Genomic DNA, 18,835 nt, shown 5'->3' with positions numbered 1-18,835 from the left:
TGAATTTTCAGGAATTGATCAGAAATCGAAATTGAGCTTGAAACCGAATGGGATTGTCCACGGCATCACGTTCTGGCGTTCGATACCCTGGCGGAAGCCGCCTTTGTTCGGATCAGCCCAGAATGCCCGCTCCGGATCGATCCCTATCTTGGCCGCATTCCAGAGCATGATGTTCCGTGTGTACAGCGACAAGCTTGCATTGCGCACCGAATTGAAGAGTGTCGGCATCTTGTAGGTCAACGTGATTTCACGCAGCTTGACAAACGACGCGTCGAAAGTTACCTGCTGGTTGAAGCTCCAAGGGTACATGGCCGTGATCGGCATATATTTGGTGCCTGCACCGCCAAGCCATTCGTGATAGTTACCTTCCGCATCTTCCCAAACACCTGGGATGAATGCACCGTCGCCCTCAGCCCCGAAACCACCGGTCGCGGCCGTGTGCCCTCCTACCCGCGGGAAGTTTCCGTTTTGCGGGATAATGTATTTTTCAGGATCCGATTTGAGCAATGCAACAAGCTGATCAGGTGAATACAAGCTGCCCGGGATCAGGTTGTCGAGCTGGCGCTGGGATTTCCAGTCCGACTCTCCGTAGCGATAGGTGAACGACATAAATTCACCGCCCTGGCGCCAATCGAGGCTCAAACCGAGCGAGAAGCGCTTGTAAGACAGGTTGACCTGCCCGCCCACCATGAAGTCGGGATTGTAATTCCCAACTTTAACATTATTCTCACGGCCACCCAGCGATTGCCAGTCCAAATCGCCACCTTCGCCATCATATGCGATAATCGGCCAGCGGTAGTACGGTGAATTCGGATCGGTGACGGTCGCAAAACCACGGCTGTAAATGTTACCGATCTGCTCGCCTACATAGGTATACGCACCTGCACCGTTTTCACCCCATTGTTCGAAATACGGGAAATTAGGAGCCAGTTCTTTGACAGTTACGCGGTTGCGGCTAAAATTAGCATTCACATCCAGCGTCCAGCCATTGACGTTGCTGATAGGCGTACCGCCGATACCGATTTCAATACCACGGCTCACAAGCTTACCGGCGTTGATATTTTTGCTTTCCCAACCGGTCGAAGGAGCCATTGGAACGCTGAAAATCTGGTTGGTATTGGCGCGGTCGTAATAGGTAAGGTCAAAACGCAAACGGTTATTGAACATATTCAGGTCGATGCCGCCTTCGGTCGAAGTCGCAATCTCCGGTAGCAACGTCGGGTTCAGGAGCGTACCGCCCAGGTTAGCGGTTACAAGGTTACCCCAGTTACCGGTGCCCAAATTCGGATATAGCTGATAAGGATCGGTGTCGTTACCCACCTGTGCCCAGCCCCCGCGGAATTTCAGCATTGAAATAGACGACGGCATGTTAAATGTCGTACTTGCAAGCCAGCTAAGCGATGCCGATGGATAAAAATACGAACGGTTCGCTTCGGGTAATGTACTCGACCAGTCGTTACGCGCCGTTAAATCCAGATAAAGCTGGTTTTTGAAACCAAAAGAACCCAGTGCATATAAGCTGTAAATCGCCTTTTTGTAACTGCCGTTACCGACGATACGGTTGGCCACGGGAATATTGGAGATATTATAAAGGCCCGGCACGGAAAGGTCACGACCTCCGAGATTGGAGCTGTTCCCTTTTTGTCTCATGATGTTACCACCGCCGGAAATATTGATATCGAAGTCACCGGCCTTGATGTTCTTTGTCACAAGGAAATCGGCGTTTCCTTCGTTGCGGCCTACGTTTTCAAGGTAGTATCCTCCTTTGGCCATGCTTTTGTAACTCCATGGAATTTTGGTTTCACGGTCTTCGTCGTACATGTCATGCGAGTAACGCACGAATGCGGTCAGGCCGGGAGCGATCGTCCAGTCGAGTTTCAGGTTCCCGTACAGACGGTCGCGTACGTAAGCGTTTGTAAGGTGTTTGGCGAGAAAATAAGGGTTATCGGTTTCGCCTGGTGCCACAGTCAGCTGTTCAATCTCTTCGCGGCCTGGCTTCCATACGCCTTTCAGATCGCGAATGTCGTAGCTCGGCGAGTAGTAAACCGCCTGCAACGGGTTACCGTCACGCTCCGATGTCTGCGGACGGCTGTTAGAATTCGAACGGACGAAGTTGATGTTGGTGCTCAGTTTCAGATTCTTCGACATGTCGAAAGTCAAAGCCGTGCTCAGCGAGTTGCGGTACAGATCCGAATTGGGGATCAACCCACGGTTACTCATATTGTTATAGGAAACGCGGTAGGTTGCCTTGTCGGTCGAGCCGGAAACGGTCAGGTTATTGGTAGAAGTGATTCCCGTTTGGAGGAAATTCTTCATATTGTCTTTGTAAGATCTAAGCTCGGTTGCAATAGGTTTGCCTTCCGCGTCGAGCGGCGCGTTCCATTGAACCTCCTTGACGCCGGCATCCAGCGGCAGACCACCCCAGTAAGCCGACGACTCGTCGAGCTGGAACGGGCGTTCACCATTGGCATATTTATAATGCAGGTCAAGGAAACGATACGGTTTCTCGAATACATTGGAAGTCGAGAACGAAACACCGAGCCCTTTACCCTTCTTGCCCGATTTGGTTGTGATCAGGATTACCCCGTTACCGGCACGCGAACCGTACAATGCCGCAGCGCTTGGCCCTTTCAGCACCGACATACTTTCGATATCATCGGGATTAATGTCCGAAATCGCATTACCATAATCGACCTTGTTGCCACTTCCTTTTTCGCTGACGTTGGCAAGGCTGTTGGCCAATGGTACGCCGTCGACGACAAACAAAGGTTGATTGTTCTTCAAAGAAGCTGCACCGCGAATGACAATGCTGATCGACGAACCGACACCGCTTGTCTGATTGATGGAAACCCCGGAAACACGGCCGGAGAGAGAGGTCAGCACGTTTTCATTGGCCACATTGGCGACATCGCGCCCTTCCACTTTTCCCACATTATAACCCAGCGAGCGCGTGTCCCGTTTGATACCCAACGCGGTAACGACCGCTTCCTGCAAAGTGGCTACGTTTTCAGACAGCACCACATCCAGCACACTCTTGCCGCCAACGGGCATTTCAGTGGTATTGAAGCCGATATAAGAGAATACAAGCACTGCATTTTTAGACTCCACATCGAGCGAATACACACCCTCGGCATCCGTCGTGGTACCGAGTTGGGTTCCTTTCACAAGTACATTCACGCCGGGAATGGGGGAACCATCGACAGCCGAAGTCACTTTACCTTTAATCCTGTCGGCAACAGGTAGGACGGCATTTTTGCCCGCTCCGGTAGCCGGAGCACTTGCCCGGGCTAAGATATCCGGACCGGATAGACAGAGTGCGGCCAACATACATCGTGCCGCCATTTTCAGGGTAGCTTTTGGTTTCATAGTATTAGTATTAGGCGAGTAGGTATTAAAATACAGTCCTTCATACCGGTCTAGTCCAACAGGGTGCGCCGTTTGCCGGACTCCTCGGCAAGCAACCGATTGAAATATACTTCCAGCGCATCCGAATAGGCCTGCTGCACCGTCTCATCGTGCGTGCCGGCAAGCAATTCAGACAATTCTTCCGCCGAAAGGCGGTTGCTGATAAGCTTTTCAATCAATATTTGAGCCCTTGAAACTGACATCCTGTTTGACTGTCGCGATATGTGAGAAATACGTGACCACCACCGGAACGGGCTACTATCCAGATAATCTTTCGTATTAAATAAATGTTACCATAGGCTGCGAAAGGGTGCCGCACAAGGTCCAGATAATTCATCCCGTAGACTTCTGAACGCCAGGCAACGTGTAACCGCTGGCGCAATAGCCAGTTAATTCCCTCCCCGTCAGCGGGAAGCGTAAAACTTGAAACAATCCAATTATTGCCTTTCCATTTTTTTAATCTATCAATCCGATAGATATTAATCATTTTAACTTATTTTTAATACATTTACAAAATATTTAATAATACAATCATTATAATAACTTCATTTTAGAAGATTTACCGGAATTTAATTTTAGAAAAACCCGTTTATAGAAAATTAATTTTAATATCAGTCAGCCAAAAACAGGAGAAAATTCCAAAACAACAACTCAACAAATCCTCACCAAAATACAATTCATGAAAACGAGATTTATCTACTTCATTCTGGTGACTTTACTCGCGACCGGGCTCGTGCATGCACAGCAGCGGACGATTACTGGTACGGTCACCGATGCAAACGATTCCAGCGGGCTTCCCGGAGCATCCGTGACCTTAAAAGGGTCATCAACAGGTACATTGACCGACGTAAACGGAGGTTTTAGCCTGGAAATCAACGGCGATTCACCCGTACTTGTGATATCGTTTATAGGCTATATCACCCAGGAAGTGGCTTTGGGCAACAGCGACAAAATCGCCATCGCATTAAAACAGGACGCGAAAATCCTGAACGAAGTCGTGGTAACCGCGTTAGGTATTTCGCGTGAAAAGCGGGCGCTGGGTTATGCTGTGCAGGAAGTGAAAGGCGAGGCATTACAAACGCGCCCTACGAATGCATTGAGCGCATTATCCGGAAAGGTAGCGGGCTTACAGGTGGTTACCTCCGGTGGTAACATGGGCGGCTCCTCGCGCGTGTTGCTCCGCGGTATCAACTCCATTTCAGGTAATAACCAACCTTTGTATGTGATCGATGGTACGCCGATCGACAATGCCGACCTCAACAGCGCAGCTACCAGCGCGGGAAGCGGAGGCAAGGACGTTGGTAATATGATCCAGGACCTGAACCCCGACGATATCGAGAACATTTCCGTTCTGAAAGGTCCGTCCGCAGCAGCGCTTTATGGTACGCGCGCCGCAAACGGGGTGATTCTGATTACCACCAAGAAAGGCAAGGAAAACAGCAAGGTCAATATCACACTGAACACCGGTGTCGAGTTTGAAAACATCGTGCGTCTTCCGAAACGCCAGAAACTCTATGGCGGCGGTTTTTCGAGTACATTCCAGAAAGCCACTATCGGCGGAACTGAATATAACATCGCAGAATATGCCGTAGATGAAAGCTGGGGGCCGAAACTGGACGGCACGCCTGTGCTGCATTGGTATAACCTCGACCCTGAGAACACGGCTGAATACCTGAAACCACAGCCATGGGCTTATCCTAAAAACGATGTGCATACATTCTTCGAAACAGGCGTTTCGAACACGAACAGCCTCGCTGTGAGCGGCGGTAATGCGAACTCGACCTACCGCATTTCATTTACCAATAAGAATGTAAAAGGTACCATCCCGAACTCGTCTCTGAAACGTAACTCGATCAACTTCTCGGGTTCTACGCAGGCTGGCAAATTCAAGTTTTATAATAACTTCAATTATATCAAAAACCAGTCGACGGGACGGCCCTGGACGGGTGCTACCAACCGGAACATTATCCTCGAAGCGTTCCAGTGGGGACAGGTGCAGGTAGATTATGAGAAGCTGAAAAACTACAAACGCGCCGACGGCAGCCAGATCCTCTGGAACCGCAGCGGCTACCAGGATACGCCGGCCGGCGAAGCTGCCAAGTTTATCGATAACCCGTACTGGTCGGCTTACCAAAGCTACCTCGAAGAAAACCGTGACCGTTTCTACGGCAATGTGGGCGTCATCTACGATGTGAACAACTGGCTCAAACTGAGCGGAAAGGTCAATGCGGATGTTTATCAATATCAATACCAGGACCGCATTGCCGTCTATTCGCGGACGCAGTCGCAGTACCAGGAGTACAACAACAATTTCAGTGAGTTCAACTACGAATTGCTGGCATCGGCGACCAAAAGCTGGGGCGATATTTCATTGAATGTGAATGCGGGCGGTAACATTATGAGCCAGCGCCGGCGCATCAGCGATGCCGTAACGCAAGGCGGGTTGGTCATTCCTGAATATTACAACCTGAAAAACGCCAGCTCGGTACTCGTGAACTCAAATGCTTACCGGAAGCAGATCAGCTCGATCTTCGGTAGCTTCTCGCTCGGCTGGAAGAGCCTGCTATTCCTCGACGGGACACTGCGTAACGACTGGTCCTCTACCCTGCCGCTCAACCGGAACTCGTTTGCTTACCCATCGCTCACGACGAGTTTGATCCTTACCGAGCTGAATGGCGTGAAAGACATCAGCTGGCTGGATTTTGCCAAAGTACGCCTCGGCTGGGCACAGGTCGGTAACGACACCGATCCTTACCAGCTGCAACGCGCTTATGAAGCTAGCCAATCGTTCGATGGCCTTCCTTCGTACAAGCTGCCCGCGCAGCTGAACAACCAGGCTTTGAAACCAGAGATTACAAGCTCCTGGGAGGCCGGGTTGAACATCCAGGCATTGAAAAACCGCGTCGGCCTCGACATTACCTATTATGATAACGTGAGCCGCAACCAGATCATCAATATTCCGGTATCGTCGGCATTCGGTTACGATTCGAAGGTGATCAATGCGGGTAAGATCAATAATAAGGGGATTGAAGTAACGCTCACCGGTACGCCTGTACGCGCCAATGGCTTTGAATGGAATTCAAGCCTGAACTGGTCGAGAAACCGTAACAAGGTGATCCAGCTGGCACCGGGCGTGAATACGTTCCAGCTTGCCAACAGCCTGGTGACGCTCGTTGCGCGTGAAGGCCAGCCGTATGGACAGATCCTGGGCAATGACTTCGTTTACGCGGCCGACGGTCAGAAAGTGATCAAAGCCGACGGCACTTACGAGCGCGCCCAGCAGCTTACCCCCCTGGGAAGCGTGCTGCCGAAATACCTGTTTGGTTTCCAGAACAACTTTACTTACAAGCATTTCAACCTCGGCTTCCTCGTCGACGGGCGCGTGGGCGGCAAGTTCTTCTCGCAAACCTACAAGGTGGCCATGTACGCAGGTGTTCTGGATAAAACCGCCGCAAACAACATCCGCGAAACGGGCGTGGTGCTCGACGGTGTGAAGGGCACGGTTACTTACAATGCCGACGGGACCTACCAGGTGACCAATACCACACAAAACGACACCCGCATTACCGCCCAGGCATGGTCACGCGGGGAATACAGCGGTCCTACCCCGCAGACGATCTTCGACGCGACATTTGTAAAACTGCGCGAGATCACGTTCGGATATAATCTGGCGCTGACTAACAAAGCCGTCAAACAGGTCTATTTCGGAGTTTACGGTCGAAACCTGGCCAACATTTACACAGCCAGCAAATACATCGATCCAGAGTTCACCAGCAGCGGTGGCAACATCCAGGGCCTGGAAGGCGGGAGCGTTCCGGTACCTGCTACTTACGGCCTGAACGTAAATGTGAAGTTCTAACCACCACATTCAAATTGAAGATCATGCAAAAGTTCATATATCATAAAGGCATTCTGGTCCTCGGCCTCGGCGCATTGCTGGCCAGCTGCTCAGACAGCCATTTCGAGGACATCAACAAGGACCCGAACCGGCCCGAAAACGTAACGACGACCACCGTGCTGCTCTCAGCAGAAAAACAGGTGATCGACAACATCCGCAACGAGAACAGCTCCCTGCGCGGCTCGCAGCTTTTTGCACAATATTACAGCCAGAATATTTACAGCGACCAGTCGCGCTACGATATTCCCCGCTCGTATTCGGATACGTATTGGAGCAATGCATACAAGGCGCTCAACAACCTCAATGAGATTATCAGGCTGAACAGCGACCCGGCCACCAAAAACATAGCTGCGGCCGGAATCGCCGGTAGCAATGCGAACCAGATCGCCATCGCCCGCATTCTGAAAGCTTATGCCTTCCAGAACCTGACCGATGTGTTTGGTAACATCCCCTATCAATCGTACGGCAACCAGGACCCTGAGTTTCAGGCATTGCAGCAGCAACCGGAAAATCTGAGCCCGGCCTATGCCAGCCAACAGAAAATCTATCTCGATATTCTGAATGAGCTGAAAGCGGCCGGCGATACGCTGATTAAATACAAAAGCGCCACTACTTTCGGAAATTACGATGTGATTTACAAAGGCAAGAACGAGCTGTGGGCCAAGTTTGCGAACTCTCTGCGCCTGCGTGTAGCTACGCGTATCCGCAAACAGCTCCCGGCCGAGTCGAAGTCGCATTTCGACGACGCATTGGCAAAGGGAGTGTTCACTTCCAATGCAGATAATGCCGTGTTCAAATACCAGCCCCTGGCACCTAACGAAGCGCCGCTTTACCGCGCCACCGTTACCGCCAACCGTAAAGACTTCGCCGTGTCGCATGTGATCATCAACGTGCTGAAAGGCGACCTGGGCACTGTAAAAGTTCAGGATCCTCGCTTGCCGATCTATGCGGCCAAAAATGCTGCCGGCAATTACGTTGGCCAGCCATACGGCCTTCCCGTTGCTGCCGCGGGCCTGCTTACCGCTACGGACGTGAGCCTTCCGGGCGCCGTTGTGAATGCAGCCAATTATGGAGAGGTTTTGCAGGAATATGCCGAAGTGGCTTTCCTGATTTCGGAATACAAAAACTGGGACCAGCAGGAGTATATCAATGGCGTAACCGCTTCGCTGCAAAAATGGGGCGTTGCGCAGGCCGATATCACTCCGTATCTGGCCGCACTCCCGAAAGCCGACAAAGCCAATGTACTGAACCAGAAATACCTGGCGCTATACACCCAGAGCGACGAGGCATGGGCTGAAATCCGTCGCACGGGCCACCCTACATTCCTGGTAAAACCCGGTGATATCGTCTGGAGCCGCACTGTGGACGGCAAAACCACAGATTACAAGTTCCAGCCCCTGTTCGGCGAAGGTGTGCCACAACGACTGTACTACCCCCCCAAAGAACAGAGCGTGAACCTTGCCAACTACCAGAATGCGGTGAAGTCGCAAGGCAATGATGATATTACGACCGCCCTATGGTGGAATAAGTAAAAATAATCGTTCAAAAAAAAGCTGCTCATTTAACTGTGAGCAGCTTTTTTTTTACCCCAACTTAAATTTTGTTGCCTTATATTTGTGGTACAACTTTTATCCTATTGTAGAATAAGTTGTACTCAAAAAGCATCGTTATGAAAAACTTTACGAACGACGACATCCTGAAAATGGCCGTTTTCCTGCCGGTGCTGGCTCCTATTTACTTGGCATATGCGTGTTTTAAGGCGCTGAAAGCACTGCTGGAATTTCAGGACTGATCCGCTTGCATGGGCAGGGGCTTGTGCCAGCCAATCGTGAATGTAACCAACGTAGCGAATACTTCACAGGGCAACCTTTCGGCGAATGAAAAATGTCCTGACTTTTTCCTAAGTATTCAGGGAAGCGATTTTTTCAATAAAGGTTTCGTCGCTTTCAACAATATATTTGCCTATTTCGATCGAGCTGGCTATCCTATCTTTCTCTGATGTATTTTGCTCTTTTTTTGCTTGTAAAGATAAGTTTGCCAGGGTTTCTTTAATACCCACCAGCGATTTCTTTGCTGATGCAATAGCAAAATCTGATACTTCCTTGATGTATTCTTTTGAAAGTATTGGACTTGCATTTCTCAAAGCGTAGTAATACAAACCAATTGACTCATTTTTTTCCTTAAAAAGAATGTCAAGATAGAACGCTACGACCTTTTGGGCTTCCGGACTAGTCGCTGAAAGAAGATCTGTATTCGTCAGGACGGAAACGGCGCAATATTGTTTGTAAACTCCTTCGTTTGGATCATTTGCCTTTTCTGATAACACTTTTTTTGCGGCTTCATCTACCTCCTGCCACGTTAGTCCGGCATTAAAATGTGTGGATGGAAGTAGCCCTTTGTCCTGCATATATTTATTTACTTCTAAATAGTTTACCGGATCAAAGGTATAATTGACCAGAACGTTTTTGTAATTATCGGAGGTATATCCGGTACGCATATCAGCCATCGAACTGGCTTTCCTTTTCAATTGAACCTTGGTGTCGGTATGTTCAGGTTTGCCTTGGTTACAGGCTGATACTGCGAACAATAAAATAAGAACCGATAATTTAGTACCCATAGTTGGAAGTGTTTAAAGTGAAAGCAAACGTCATCCTTTTTTCATTTTAAATAGAACCATGTTTAAATGGTTGAAAGTATGGGTTTTGTCAAATAAAATATAAAAACCACTGCCTTGGCCGGTCGGATACGCCGCCGCAAATGTCCAGCCGACCGTCGGTATTGTCCGGTTCGGCCAGTTTCCCGTTTCCGTCGGATGTGTAGAAGGCTAATTTTGATTCATCCAACCCGGGAAATAGTCCCGGCAAGACATTAACTATCGATCTTCGACATCATTAAACATGAAAAATAACACGCAATACAGCCGTCGCAACTTTCTGGGCCTGACCGCCCTCGCCTTCGCAGCAACACAGATCATGCCGTCGCGTGCCCTGGCAAAAGGGAATGTAAAAAGCGCACCTGGGATACAAGTCCATACTTTTGACGAAATCAAGCAGGTGGAAGCCGGGGTACTCAATATCGGTTACGCCGAAACGGGCCCGGCAAATGGTCAGGCGGTGATTTTGTTGCATGGCTGGCCGTACGATATCCATAGTTACGCCGAAACGGCCGCACTACTTGCCGACGCGGGTTACAGGGTGATCGTACCACATTTACGGGGTCACGGCACTACGCGGTTTCTTTCGGACAAAACCTTCCGGAATGGCCAGCAGGCGGCAGTTGCAGCTGACATCATCGCTTTAATGGACGCGTTGAAAATCAAAAACGCGATAATCGGCGGCTTCGACTGGGGCGCGCGGACGGCCAATATCATCGCCGCGCTTTGGCCGGAACGCTGCAAAGCAATGGTGTCCGTGAACGGGTACCTGATCAACAATCTTGAAAAAAACCAGAAACCGCTTTCACCCGCCGCCGAATGGGGCTGGTGGTACCAGTACTATTTCGCCACCGACCGCGGTCAAAAAGGGTACGCGGCCAACTGGTATGATTTCAATAAGCTGATCTGGAAAAACATTTCACCCAAATGGGCATTCGACGAAGCCACTTACAACCGTTCTGCCGAATCTTTCAAAAATCCCGATTACACCGCGATCGTCATCCACAACTACCGCTGGCGCCTGAGTATCGAACCTGGCGAGAAGCAATATGACGACATCGAGCAAAAACTTTTCACAGGCCCTGTCATCGCGGTTCCGACGGTAACCCTCGACGGCGACTCAGACGGCGTCGTGCCTGCCAGCGACGGTTCGGCATTCGCGGCCAAATTCAGCGGCAAACACGTGCACCACATTATCAAAGGAGCAGGTCATAATCTGCCTCAGGAAGCGCCCAGGGCATTTGCCAATGCCATTATCGAGGCGGACAGCTTTGCAAAATAATGTTATTGCTATTTTCCTGACCGTTCGCATAAATCAACGCCCCGAGCGGCATCAGCTCTACGCCTTCGTTCCTTGTGAAAACAGCCGGAAAGTAATCCCGATCTCCGCACTGAAATGCAGCTCCGCGGGCAATTTCCCGGCACCCACCTCCTCTGCTTTCGGAACGCCTCCGGCACGATTAACCGGAATGCTCTGCCCGTTTGCAACGCCCCAGTGCACGCAGATTACTAAAATAACAATCCAGGGTTTCAAATGCTTCATCATATCTGTTCACCATTGCCAAAATCTTCACCCGGAAGACGAGGATCGGCTGCAAATAATCTTAAAAAGGGAGGATTTTATTCGAAGGAAATTCCGGAAGGCGTCGCTATCTTGGCATATCAGCAAATTAATCTGAATGGAAAGGGAAGAAATCAAATTTGTCCAGGCCAGGTATCATCAATTGAATCTCAATTCGGAACAAGCTGAGAAAGTGCTGAGATTCGAGCACATGAAGGAATCGCATTCACCGACGCATGCATTTTCTGCGCAAGAAGAATGGGATTTCGAGTACAGTGTTTTCCGGGAAATATTGAGTGGAGAGCAGATGGCTGAATATCAAAAACGTGTCGCAGAACAGAAAGAAATGTACATTGAAAGGCTCGTGGATCAAGATAAGGCAAATAGAATCTGGGCGGATCAAATGAGGGAGAAAGTCTACTTTCTGAAAACCACATTGATTCCTTCCATTTTGTTCGGCAGCACGCAAATGATATTGTCATTGATTATCGACCGCAGCAAGGTTGATTACCTCAAAGCCAATTACAGAACTTTCCTGCATGACCGAAGGAAGCAGATATTGGTTGACCACTTTCGTCATTGCAGTATCTATGCTCCCATTCGGCTAAAATCGGCGCTCTTGGGGCATTACGCGTCCTGTCTGCTTCCCACCTTCGATGCATTTGAACAATGGATGGACGAGCCTACCCGGGCAGTGGCAGGATTTGTGAAAACTAAACTACCACGGAGAAATTCTGAAATCCCAGAATTTTATCTTGAAAAACTAAATGAATCAAAAGCGTTTGCCCAGCAAACCAAAGAGAAATACTACCGGCATATCGACGGATGGCACGTCTGGGAGCGCGACCCGCTACCGGAGGAAGAGGAAAACGTGAACTGGCTGATGTCTATGATCTTGCTGGATCGTAACGCATACGGTTTTGAAGACATGGAATAAGCTAGCCTCCCAGCCGCTTCTGTATACAACGGGGTTTAAGATCGAATGTCCGAATAATCCGCACGCACAATGCCATTTCAGGTTCTCCACGGACCAGATCCGGAAACGCTGTCGGCAATCAGCACACCAAATATCAGAGGTAACGAAAACCAATCGATAAGTTCGCCTTAAATAACAAACCAGCAGGCTAGAAATGTTTGTACAACCCATAGAAATTATTGCGAAACTAAGCTATTATTGTACCTAAATTCCGACCTTACATTTGTCATTTCAGGACAAACCCATTTTGTTGACCCGGCTATGAAAATTGCGAGGATTACTGCCCTTCTCACCCTCCTCACGGTAGCCTTAAACGTATCTGCCCAGGAGGTTTCCGATTTCACCGAACAACATTATACAAGCGACAACGGCCTGCCTCAGAACAGCGTCATGCAGCTTCGGATGGACAAAAACGGTTTCGTCTGGATGACTACCCAGGGCGGCGTGGTGCGGTTCGACGGGACCCATTTCGTTACCTATAACCTCAGCAACGTACCGCAGCTTGCCAGCAACCGCATTATCGATTTGGGCCTGACGGGCGATAGCACCATTTACTTTAAGGATACCGGCTTTAAGGTATTTTCTTTTGATAAAAATAACCAGCCATTTATCCTCAACCCGCACATTCGCAACCGGATTGTGCTACTGCAATCGCCCAAAGACCAGTTTGATATCTTTCGTAACCTGGTGCCGAAGGACCGCCGCCGCGTCGAATCGTTGTTTGAGGGTTTTGCGGCACAAGTGATTTATCATCGGGTCGGCGCTCGCGGGGACGGTTTTGTCCTCGTCGGGGATGCCACGTTGGCGTACTTCCATCAAAAAAAACTAACCCTTTTAAAGACTTTCGATGGCTTCGCAATGGCCTATAATAAGGCCGGAATGCTGAATAAAAGGATCTATTTTTTCAATCAGCAAGGCCGGATGGCCTGTATCGATTCTTCGGGCAGGGAATATGCCGTTTCCTCAAAGATATCCGGAGGAAATGCACGGGAGTTCCAGGGACCATCGCAGTTTTTTCAGCAAGGCAAACGCCTTTTTCTGCATAACTCGGATACCTTTTATGAACTCCACCCCGGCACCGATAATATCCTTATTTGTAAACCTGTGCTGAAAACGGGAAATATCGGCCACGTGGCTTGTTACCTGAACATCCCCGAATCGGGCATTCACATGCTGGGTACCGATACGGGCGGGCTCTATATTTTCAAAAAGAAACAGTTCAAAATCGTCCGCATCCCGGGGACGAACAGCAATTTTTACAGCCAGCATTTATACAAAAACAATGGTGTACTTACCGAGCTAGGCGGGATACTGCCTACCGGCATCATTTCCGGTGACCTGTTCCCGCTTATCCCCAGGAGTGGGATCCTGATTGACCGGAATGGTTATGTATGGCTGAACAGGTCACCGAAACACGTGGAGCAACGCGCAACCGATTTAAAACTAATCCGCCAGTTTTACGCGGAAAAAGAGGTTGCCAGATTTGCCCAGACGCCCGACGGGAATATCTGGCTTAACATGGTCTCCGGGAAGCTGGGCAAAATATCCGGCGACTCGATCCGCTGGATGAGCTTGCCCAGGGCAGTCAAAACGTTCATTCCTGTAAATAATGAGAGCTTCTGGGCATCGGATGGCAACGGCTTATTTCAGGTAGATGTTCAAAAAGCGACATTTAAGGACATCCCCGAAATGAAGGGCCGGGAAGTGAGGGCGTTTTATCTCGATCAAAAGAAAACACTCTGGGCAGGAACCTACGGACAGGGATTCTACGCGATACGCAATGGAAAATCAACCGCATTGCCACTCGACCGCAACGGTTATCTGCTCGTAGTACACACTTTTCTGGAAGATAAAAAGGGCTTCATGTGGATGAGCACCAACCATGGCCTCTTCAAATGCCGGACGCAAGACCTGTACGACTACCTCGACGGCAAGGCGAACAGTGTCTTCTACTATTATTATGACAAGAGCAATGGCTTTGGCAACAACGAATTTAATGGCGGCTGCGACCCGTCGGCGGTCGTTTTTCCGGATGGTAAGTTCTCCTTTCCGTCGATGGACGGGCTCGTGCAGATGTACCCCGACAGTATAACCGATATTCTTCCAAATGCCCGGATCCTGATCGACAAATTTGTTGTAGACGGAAAAGAACAGCCATTTGCGAACGACTTGCGACTCGGCCCTTCGTTTAACCGCATTGAAATCACGCTGGCATCGCCCTATTTCGGATTGCCCGAAAACCAGCTTTTGGAATACAATATCAGGGGGCTGGATGATGAATGGTATCAGCTAAACAGCAACCTGACCATCACCCTCAACCGGCTGAGCCACGGAAACTATACGCTTCAAGTGAGAAAAAAGGCGGGTTTCGGGTACAATAACGTCGGCGTATTAGCTAAGAGCTTCACAGTAACCCCTTTCTGGTATCAAACCTGGTATGCTACGCTTTTCGCGCTGTGCCTGCTTGCCTTTTCCTTTTACCTGGTGGTGAAGCTGCGCTATCATTACCTGACTCAACGGAAAAAACAGCTGGAAGCCCAGGTCCGTGAACGCACCAAACAGCTGGAATACAGCAACCGGCTGAAAGAAAAGATTACGCTGCTGCTAGCCCACGACCTGCAATCGCCCCTACATTTTCTAAACCTGCTTTCGGACCACGTTGCTGCCGCGTTGGAAAAGGACCGTCTGGATGACGTCAGGGCCGGGACTGCCGAGATCAAAAAGGCCGCTACCAGTATTCACGCATTTGTAAAGGAGATCAACCTCTGGACCAAATCACAGCAGGATGGCTTTTTCCTTAGTAAGCGCCCGTTCCCGTTTGAGGGCCTGGCCAACGAGTTGAGCGAGTTTTTTGAAGAGATGCTTCTTTTAAAAAACAATACGCTCGAATTCGTTAACCACGGCAATTACTTACTTTTAACGAACCGGGAAATATTAAAGGCTGTGATCCGAAACCTGATAGACAACGCCAACAAATACACTTCCGGCGGGCATATCCGGGTACAAATTGACAAAATGGATGATCAATACCTGAAACTAACAGTATCGGACAACGGGCGGGGAATGTCGCCTGCCGATCTGAGTCAAATCAACCGGCGCATCGAGCATGTACTTACAACCGAGGGTATCGAGCAAAGCGGCCGCCTTGGCTACCAGATCATCATCGATTTTGTGGCCCGCCTCGAATGCAGGCTGGACGTAGAAAGTACCGTCGGACAGGGAACGTCCGTCACGATTTCCGGGCTTTTACCCGGCCAACCTAACACAACAGAAGCTATTTTGACGGAGATTTCTCCGCCCAATTTCACTACGTTATGAAAAAAATACTGATTGCCGACGACCATTCGCTGGTCCGGTACGGGCTTAAAGCTGCGTTACTCAATCATTTCCCCGAGGCCCAAATAGACGAAAGCTGGGATGGTCAGTCCATCATGACCCAGCTAAAAATCAATGTCTACGATCTCGTGCTACTCGATCTGAGCATGCCCGACACAGATCCGAGCACCGTATTACACTGGATCCGGAGTCATCATACCGACACCAAAGTACTGGTCGTATCGATGAACAGCGAGATGATTTTTGGAAAACGGGCGCTGCAAATGGGCGCGCACGGGTATCTTGAAAAGGACGCGTCGCCCGAAGAGCTGATCAGGGCCGTGAATGTGGTATTGGCGGGAAAGAAATACATGAGTGCCGACCTGGCCGAGATTATTGTAAACGACACGCTGAACCGGAAATCGATGAACCCGTTCGACGGGCTGACGCCCAGGGAGTTTCAGGTAGCGATGTACATCATTCAGGATTATACTATCACACAGATCAGCGAGCTGATGCAATTGCAATATACCTCTGTGAGCACGTTCAGGCGGCGTATATTCGATAAACTAAATATCTCCGACCGCAAGGCCCTCGTACAGCTTGCGGAGGCTTATAAGCTCAACTGACGCTTTTCCGGTGCTTCCCGCCCCATTCACTGAGCTGCTGGAAAATCGGCCCGAACGCAGCAGCCATTTCCGTAAGCTCGTATTCTACACGTGGCGGCACTTCGGCGTATACCGTGCGCTTGACCAGCCCATCCTGTTCCAGCGCGCGCAGTTGTAGCGTCAGCATCCGTTCCGTGATGTAGGGAAATTCTTTTTTAAGCTCCCCAAACCGCATTTTCCCTTTTTCCAGCTTACTGATAATCAATATCTTCCACCTTCCACCAATCTTGTTGACCGCGTAGGTAAGATCGCATTCCACAATGTACTTTTCATTGCTGGTGTAGGTAGAATTTTGTTTTCTGGCTGCCATTACTTACACTTTTGTTAGTACCCCACAATTGGTTGTATAGCATTCAAATTTAAATGCTTCCGGCTAGGTTTGCAACCAGTTTTTAACAGATTCGCAGCACAATCATGGATTTGCAATTAAAAGGAAGAACAGCCGTGGTAACAGGTGCCAGCCAGGGCATCGGCCGCGCCATTGTAAAAGAACTGGCCAGGGAAGGTGTACGGGTGTTCGCTACGGCGCGCAACGAGGAGCTGCTGCACAGTCTTAGGGAGGAAGTAGCCACCGAGACAGCCATAGAACCTGTTGTATTTTCCCAGGATTTCATCGCGTCCGATGGGCCGCATCGTATCGCCCGGGCCGCGCTGGCGGCATTGGGCCATGTGGATATTCTTATTAACAACGCCGGACAAAGCCGCCCGGTGGATATTACGGGCCCCGAGCAGCCATGGGATGACACGATGGCGCTGGACTTCGATCGTCCCCGCCAACTTACGCAGGAGCTCCTGCCGCATATGGTCAACCGTCGGCAAGGTGTTATCCTGAACCTGACGAGCACTTACGAGCTCCGCAGCATCAATGTCTCGGCCGTAGCCAAGGCAAGTATGGCAGCCTGGTCGAAACAACTGGCTGGGCAGGTTGGGAAATACAATATCCGCGTCAATACGCTGCAACCGGGGCTGATCGACACGGCAAACATCCGGCCATACTTTTCGGCAGAGGAACGAAAAGCGTTCGCTTCACAAGAAATTCCGCTCGGCGACTTCGGCGAACCGCAGGACATGGCCGATATGGCCGTCTTCCTCGTATCTCCAAGAGCGCGCTACGTAACCGGCTCAGCGGTCGTAGTCGACGGAGGAATGCGACACTATCCGTTTTGAGCATCGTATAGGAAGAAGATTATTTTAGGAGGTAATGAATACAAAAGGCGCCGGCTTTGCATCGGCGCCTCCGCAGGAAAATTACACTGTCACTTGAAAATCGATTCACGTTACAATTTGGATTTAATACCAAATCCTATAAATATTGGTCACAAGTTGACTGCGAAATCCTGGGATACCAGTATAAACGGTCGCGCGCAATCATATGACCCTTCCAAAATACCAGACCGAGTTATTAAAAGCCTCTGAGTACGAAGAATATCTTAGGTTTCTCGATGTGGCACATGCTTGTAAGTTTCGCAGTTCCGGTAAAACGGAGATTTCCAAGGGGCATCAACTTTGACGCCTTTTTATTCACAATGAAATAATCAATAAATTTGAAATTAACACTCCGTGAATATGTCGTCTAACGCAACAAAATCTGTATCCAAAAACGCTTCCGCTCAGACGAAACGGGAAGAATATCAAGGTATTGAACATCAAGGAGACACCATTCTTACAAAAACACTCCGAATGGTCGAGATACTGAAAAAATACCCCAAGCCTGCGAAATAAATCGTACCTCTATCAAAGACCAAATCCGGCCTATTTCTCCGTACCAACAATCGTCTTCTCGTTCTCGGTCTGAGGCTTACCCGTGGCATTGGGTTTGCCGGTACCGGTCGTGATCAGGTTATACAGGCTTTCTTTGATGTAAAAACTCCATGCATCGCGACAAATGTTGAAGCATTCGTAGGTCGGTACCAGCCCCAGGTGTGTCATTCGCAGCTGCGTCTGGTTACCAAGGCTGGCAATGTCGAAGATGACCTGGGTACCTGTCCATTCCTTTTCGTCCTCTGTAAATTTGAAATAGTTGTCCAAAATGAGCCATACGACCTTTTGGGCCGGTACCACTTCCGTCAACCGGACATGGCAGCGGTGTACGTCTTCGAATTTGTATTTGAATTCGTCGTTGAAAGCCGCTGTATTTCCTTCTATTTCTTCCGACCACCATCCACGAACATTCGTAACGGCATTAAAAACCGCCTCCGGTGTTTGATCCACCAGGATCGTTGCGCTGAAATCTTGTGCTGACATCATCTGTTTGTTTTAAGTGTTGACTTCTGATTCTCCATGAAGAACACAAATTACAGCCTTCGTTTTTAGCAAATGCGGTGTGAAACGGACATTATCGCGGGGCAATTCGGACAGG

Annotated in this window: 14 protein-coding genes; 8 read left to right on the top strand and 6 right to left on the bottom strand. The window is 49.6% G+C overall.

The window, feature by feature from the left end; translation table 11 throughout:
- Positions 1 to 18: 18 nt before the first annotated feature.
- Both AAHB90_RS10690 and AAHB90_RS10685 read right to left on the bottom strand, forming a co-directional pair.
- Positions 19 to 3,366 (bottom strand): SusC/RagA family TonB-linked outer membrane protein, encoded by a 3,348-nt coding sequence (locus tag AAHB90_RS10690; RefSeq protein WP_342084993.1) that lies wholly within the window; start codon positions 3,364 to 3,366, stop codon positions 19 to 21.
- A gap of 50 nt (positions 3,367 to 3,416) precedes the next feature.
- On the bottom strand, positions 3,417 to 3,608 hold the full coding sequence (locus AAHB90_RS10685) for a hypothetical protein (protein ID WP_342084992.1): 192 nt from the start codon (positions 3,606 to 3,608) through the stop codon (positions 3,417 to 3,419).
- Positions 3,609 to 4,084: 476 nt separating this feature from the next.
- On the opposite strand from AAHB90_RS10685, the gene AAHB90_RS10680 reads away from it, so the two are divergent.
- From AAHB90_RS10680 to AAHB90_RS10670, 3 genes are all read left to right on the top strand, one after another.
- Positions 4,085 to 7,264: a SusC/RagA family TonB-linked outer membrane protein gene (locus AAHB90_RS10680; RefSeq protein ID WP_342084991.1), complete on the top strand. Its 3,180-nt coding sequence runs from the start codon at positions 4,085 to 4,087 to the stop codon at positions 7,262 to 7,264.
- A gap of 23 nt (positions 7,265 to 7,287) precedes the next feature.
- The gene (locus AAHB90_RS10675; protein WP_342084990.1) at positions 7,288 to 8,835 is read left to right on the top strand and encodes a SusD/RagB family nutrient-binding outer membrane lipoprotein; all 1,548 of its coding nucleotides are present in this window, start codon (positions 7,288 to 7,290) and stop codon (positions 8,833 to 8,835) included.
- 137 nt (positions 8,836 to 8,972) lie between these two features.
- Positions 8,973 to 9,095, top strand: coding sequence for a hypothetical protein (locus tag AAHB90_RS10670; RefSeq protein WP_342084989.1), 123 nt, complete (start codon positions 8,973 to 8,975; stop codon positions 9,093 to 9,095).
- 108 nt (positions 9,096 to 9,203) lie between these two features.
- Here AAHB90_RS10670 and AAHB90_RS10665 read toward each other — a convergent pair whose 3' ends face one another.
- On the bottom strand, positions 9,204 to 9,920 hold the full coding sequence (locus AAHB90_RS10665) for a hypothetical protein (RefSeq protein ID WP_342084988.1): 717 nt from the start codon (positions 9,918 to 9,920) through the stop codon (positions 9,204 to 9,206).
- Positions 9,921 to 10,200: 280 nt separating this feature from the next.
- Here AAHB90_RS10665 and AAHB90_RS10660 point away from each other — a divergent pair, with 280 nt between their 5' ends.
- Positions 10,201 to 11,238, top strand: coding sequence for an alpha/beta fold hydrolase (locus tag AAHB90_RS10660; protein WP_342084987.1), 1,038 nt, complete (start codon positions 10,201 to 10,203; stop codon positions 11,236 to 11,238).
- 57 nt (positions 11,239 to 11,295) lie between these two features.
- Here the strand turns inward: AAHB90_RS10660 and AAHB90_RS10655 are convergent, their stop codons facing one another.
- A complete protein-coding gene (locus AAHB90_RS10655) occupies positions 11,296 to 11,502 on the bottom strand; it encodes a hypothetical protein (protein ID WP_342084986.1) in 207 nt (68 codons plus the stop codon).
- 133 nt (positions 11,503 to 11,635) lie between these two features.
- On the opposite strand from AAHB90_RS10655, the gene AAHB90_RS10650 reads away from it, so the two are divergent.
- The 3 genes from AAHB90_RS10650 (at position 11,636) to AAHB90_RS10640 (ending at position 16,437) form a co-directional block, all read left to right on the top strand.
- A complete protein-coding gene (locus AAHB90_RS10650) occupies positions 11,636 to 12,454 on the top strand; it encodes a hypothetical protein (RefSeq protein WP_342084985.1) in 819 nt (272 codons plus the stop codon).
- Positions 12,455 to 12,754: 300 nt separating this feature from the next.
- Positions 12,755 to 15,811, top strand: a complete 3,057-nt coding sequence (locus AAHB90_RS10645) for a ligand-binding sensor domain-containing protein (protein ID WP_342084983.1) — start codon at positions 12,755 to 12,757, stop codon at positions 15,809 to 15,811.
- Entirely contained in the window at positions 15,808 to 16,437 is a 630-nt protein-coding gene (locus AAHB90_RS10640) for a response regulator transcription factor (RefSeq protein ID WP_342084981.1), read from the top strand. The genes AAHB90_RS10645 and AAHB90_RS10640 overlap by 4 nt, the downstream gene beginning before the upstream one ends.
- On the opposite strand, the gene AAHB90_RS10635 is transcribed toward AAHB90_RS10640, so the two are convergent.
- Positions 16,430 to 16,786 (bottom strand): winged helix-turn-helix transcriptional regulator, encoded by a 357-nt coding sequence (locus tag AAHB90_RS10635; protein ID WP_342084980.1) that lies wholly within the window; start codon positions 16,784 to 16,786, stop codon positions 16,430 to 16,432. The genes AAHB90_RS10640 and AAHB90_RS10635 overlap by 8 nt on opposite strands.
- A gap of 104 nt (positions 16,787 to 16,890) precedes the next feature.
- Between AAHB90_RS10635 and AAHB90_RS10630 the strand changes: the two genes are divergently transcribed.
- A complete protein-coding gene (locus AAHB90_RS10630; RefSeq protein WP_342084978.1) occupies positions 16,891 to 17,643 on the top strand; it encodes an SDR family NAD(P)-dependent oxidoreductase in 753 nt (250 codons plus the stop codon).
- A gap of 585 nt (positions 17,644 to 18,228) precedes the next feature.
- Here AAHB90_RS10630 and AAHB90_RS10625 read toward each other — a convergent pair.
- The gene (locus tag AAHB90_RS10625) at positions 18,229 to 18,723 is read right to left on the bottom strand and encodes an SRPBCC family protein (protein WP_342084976.1); all 495 of its coding nucleotides are present in this window, start codon (positions 18,721 to 18,723) and stop codon (positions 18,229 to 18,231) included.
- Between the last annotated feature and the right edge of the window lie 112 nt (positions 18,724 to 18,835).

Source organism: Dyadobacter sp. OTU695, assembly GCF_038440355.1.
Taxonomy (GTDB): domain Bacteria; phylum Bacteroidota; class Bacteroidia; order Cytophagales; family Spirosomataceae; genus Dyadobacter.
This window is presented reverse-complemented; position numbering and strand designations above follow the sequence as displayed.

Bases quoted from the DNA above. Each gene is read 5' to 3' on its own strand.
- AAHB90_RS10635 (WP_342084980.1), bottom strand. From the start codon at position 16,786: ATGGCAGCCAGAAAACAAAATTCTACCTACACCAGCAATGAAAAGTAC.
- AAHB90_RS10655 (WP_342084986.1), bottom strand. From the start codon at position 11,502: ATGATGAAGCATTTGAAACCCTGGATTGTTATTTTAGTAATCTGCGTG.
- AAHB90_RS10630 (WP_342084978.1), top strand. From the start codon at position 16,891: ATGGATTTGCAATTAAAAGGAAGAACAGCCGTGGTAACAGGTGCCAGC.
- AAHB90_RS10640 (WP_342084981.1), top strand. From the start codon at position 15,808: ATGAAAAAAATACTGATTGCCGACGACCATTCGCTGGTCCGGTACGGG.
- AAHB90_RS10625 (WP_342084976.1), bottom strand. From the start codon at position 18,723: ATGATGTCAGCACAAGATTTCAGCGCAACGATCCTGGTGGATCAAACA.
- AAHB90_RS10685 (WP_342084992.1), bottom strand. From the start codon at position 3,608: ATGTCAGTTTCAAGGGCTCAAATATTGATTGAAAAGCTTATCAGCAAC.
- AAHB90_RS10665 (WP_342084988.1), bottom strand. From the start codon at position 9,920: ATGGGTACTAAATTATCGGTTCTTATTTTATTGTTCGCAGTATCAGCC.
- AAHB90_RS10645 (WP_342084983.1), top strand. From the start codon at position 12,755: ATGAAAATTGCGAGGATTACTGCCCTTCTCACCCTCCTCACGGTAGCC.
- AAHB90_RS10675 (WP_342084990.1), top strand. From the start codon at position 7,288: ATGCAAAAGTTCATATATCATAAAGGCATTCTGGTCCTCGGCCTCGGC.
- AAHB90_RS10680 (WP_342084991.1), top strand. From the start codon at position 4,085: ATGAAAACGAGATTTATCTACTTCATTCTGGTGACTTTACTCGCGACC.
- AAHB90_RS10670 (WP_342084989.1), top strand. From the start codon at position 8,973: ATGAAAAACTTTACGAACGACGACATCCTGAAAATGGCCGTTTTCCTG.
- AAHB90_RS10650 (WP_342084985.1), top strand. From the start codon at position 11,636: ATGGAAAGGGAAGAAATCAAATTTGTCCAGGCCAGGTATCATCAATTG.
- AAHB90_RS10660 (WP_342084987.1), top strand. From the start codon at position 10,201: ATGAAAAATAACACGCAATACAGCCGTCGCAACTTTCTGGGCCTGACC.
- AAHB90_RS10690 (WP_342084993.1), bottom strand. From the start codon at position 3,366: ATGAAACCAAAAGCTACCCTGAAAATGGCGGCACGATGTATGTTGGCC.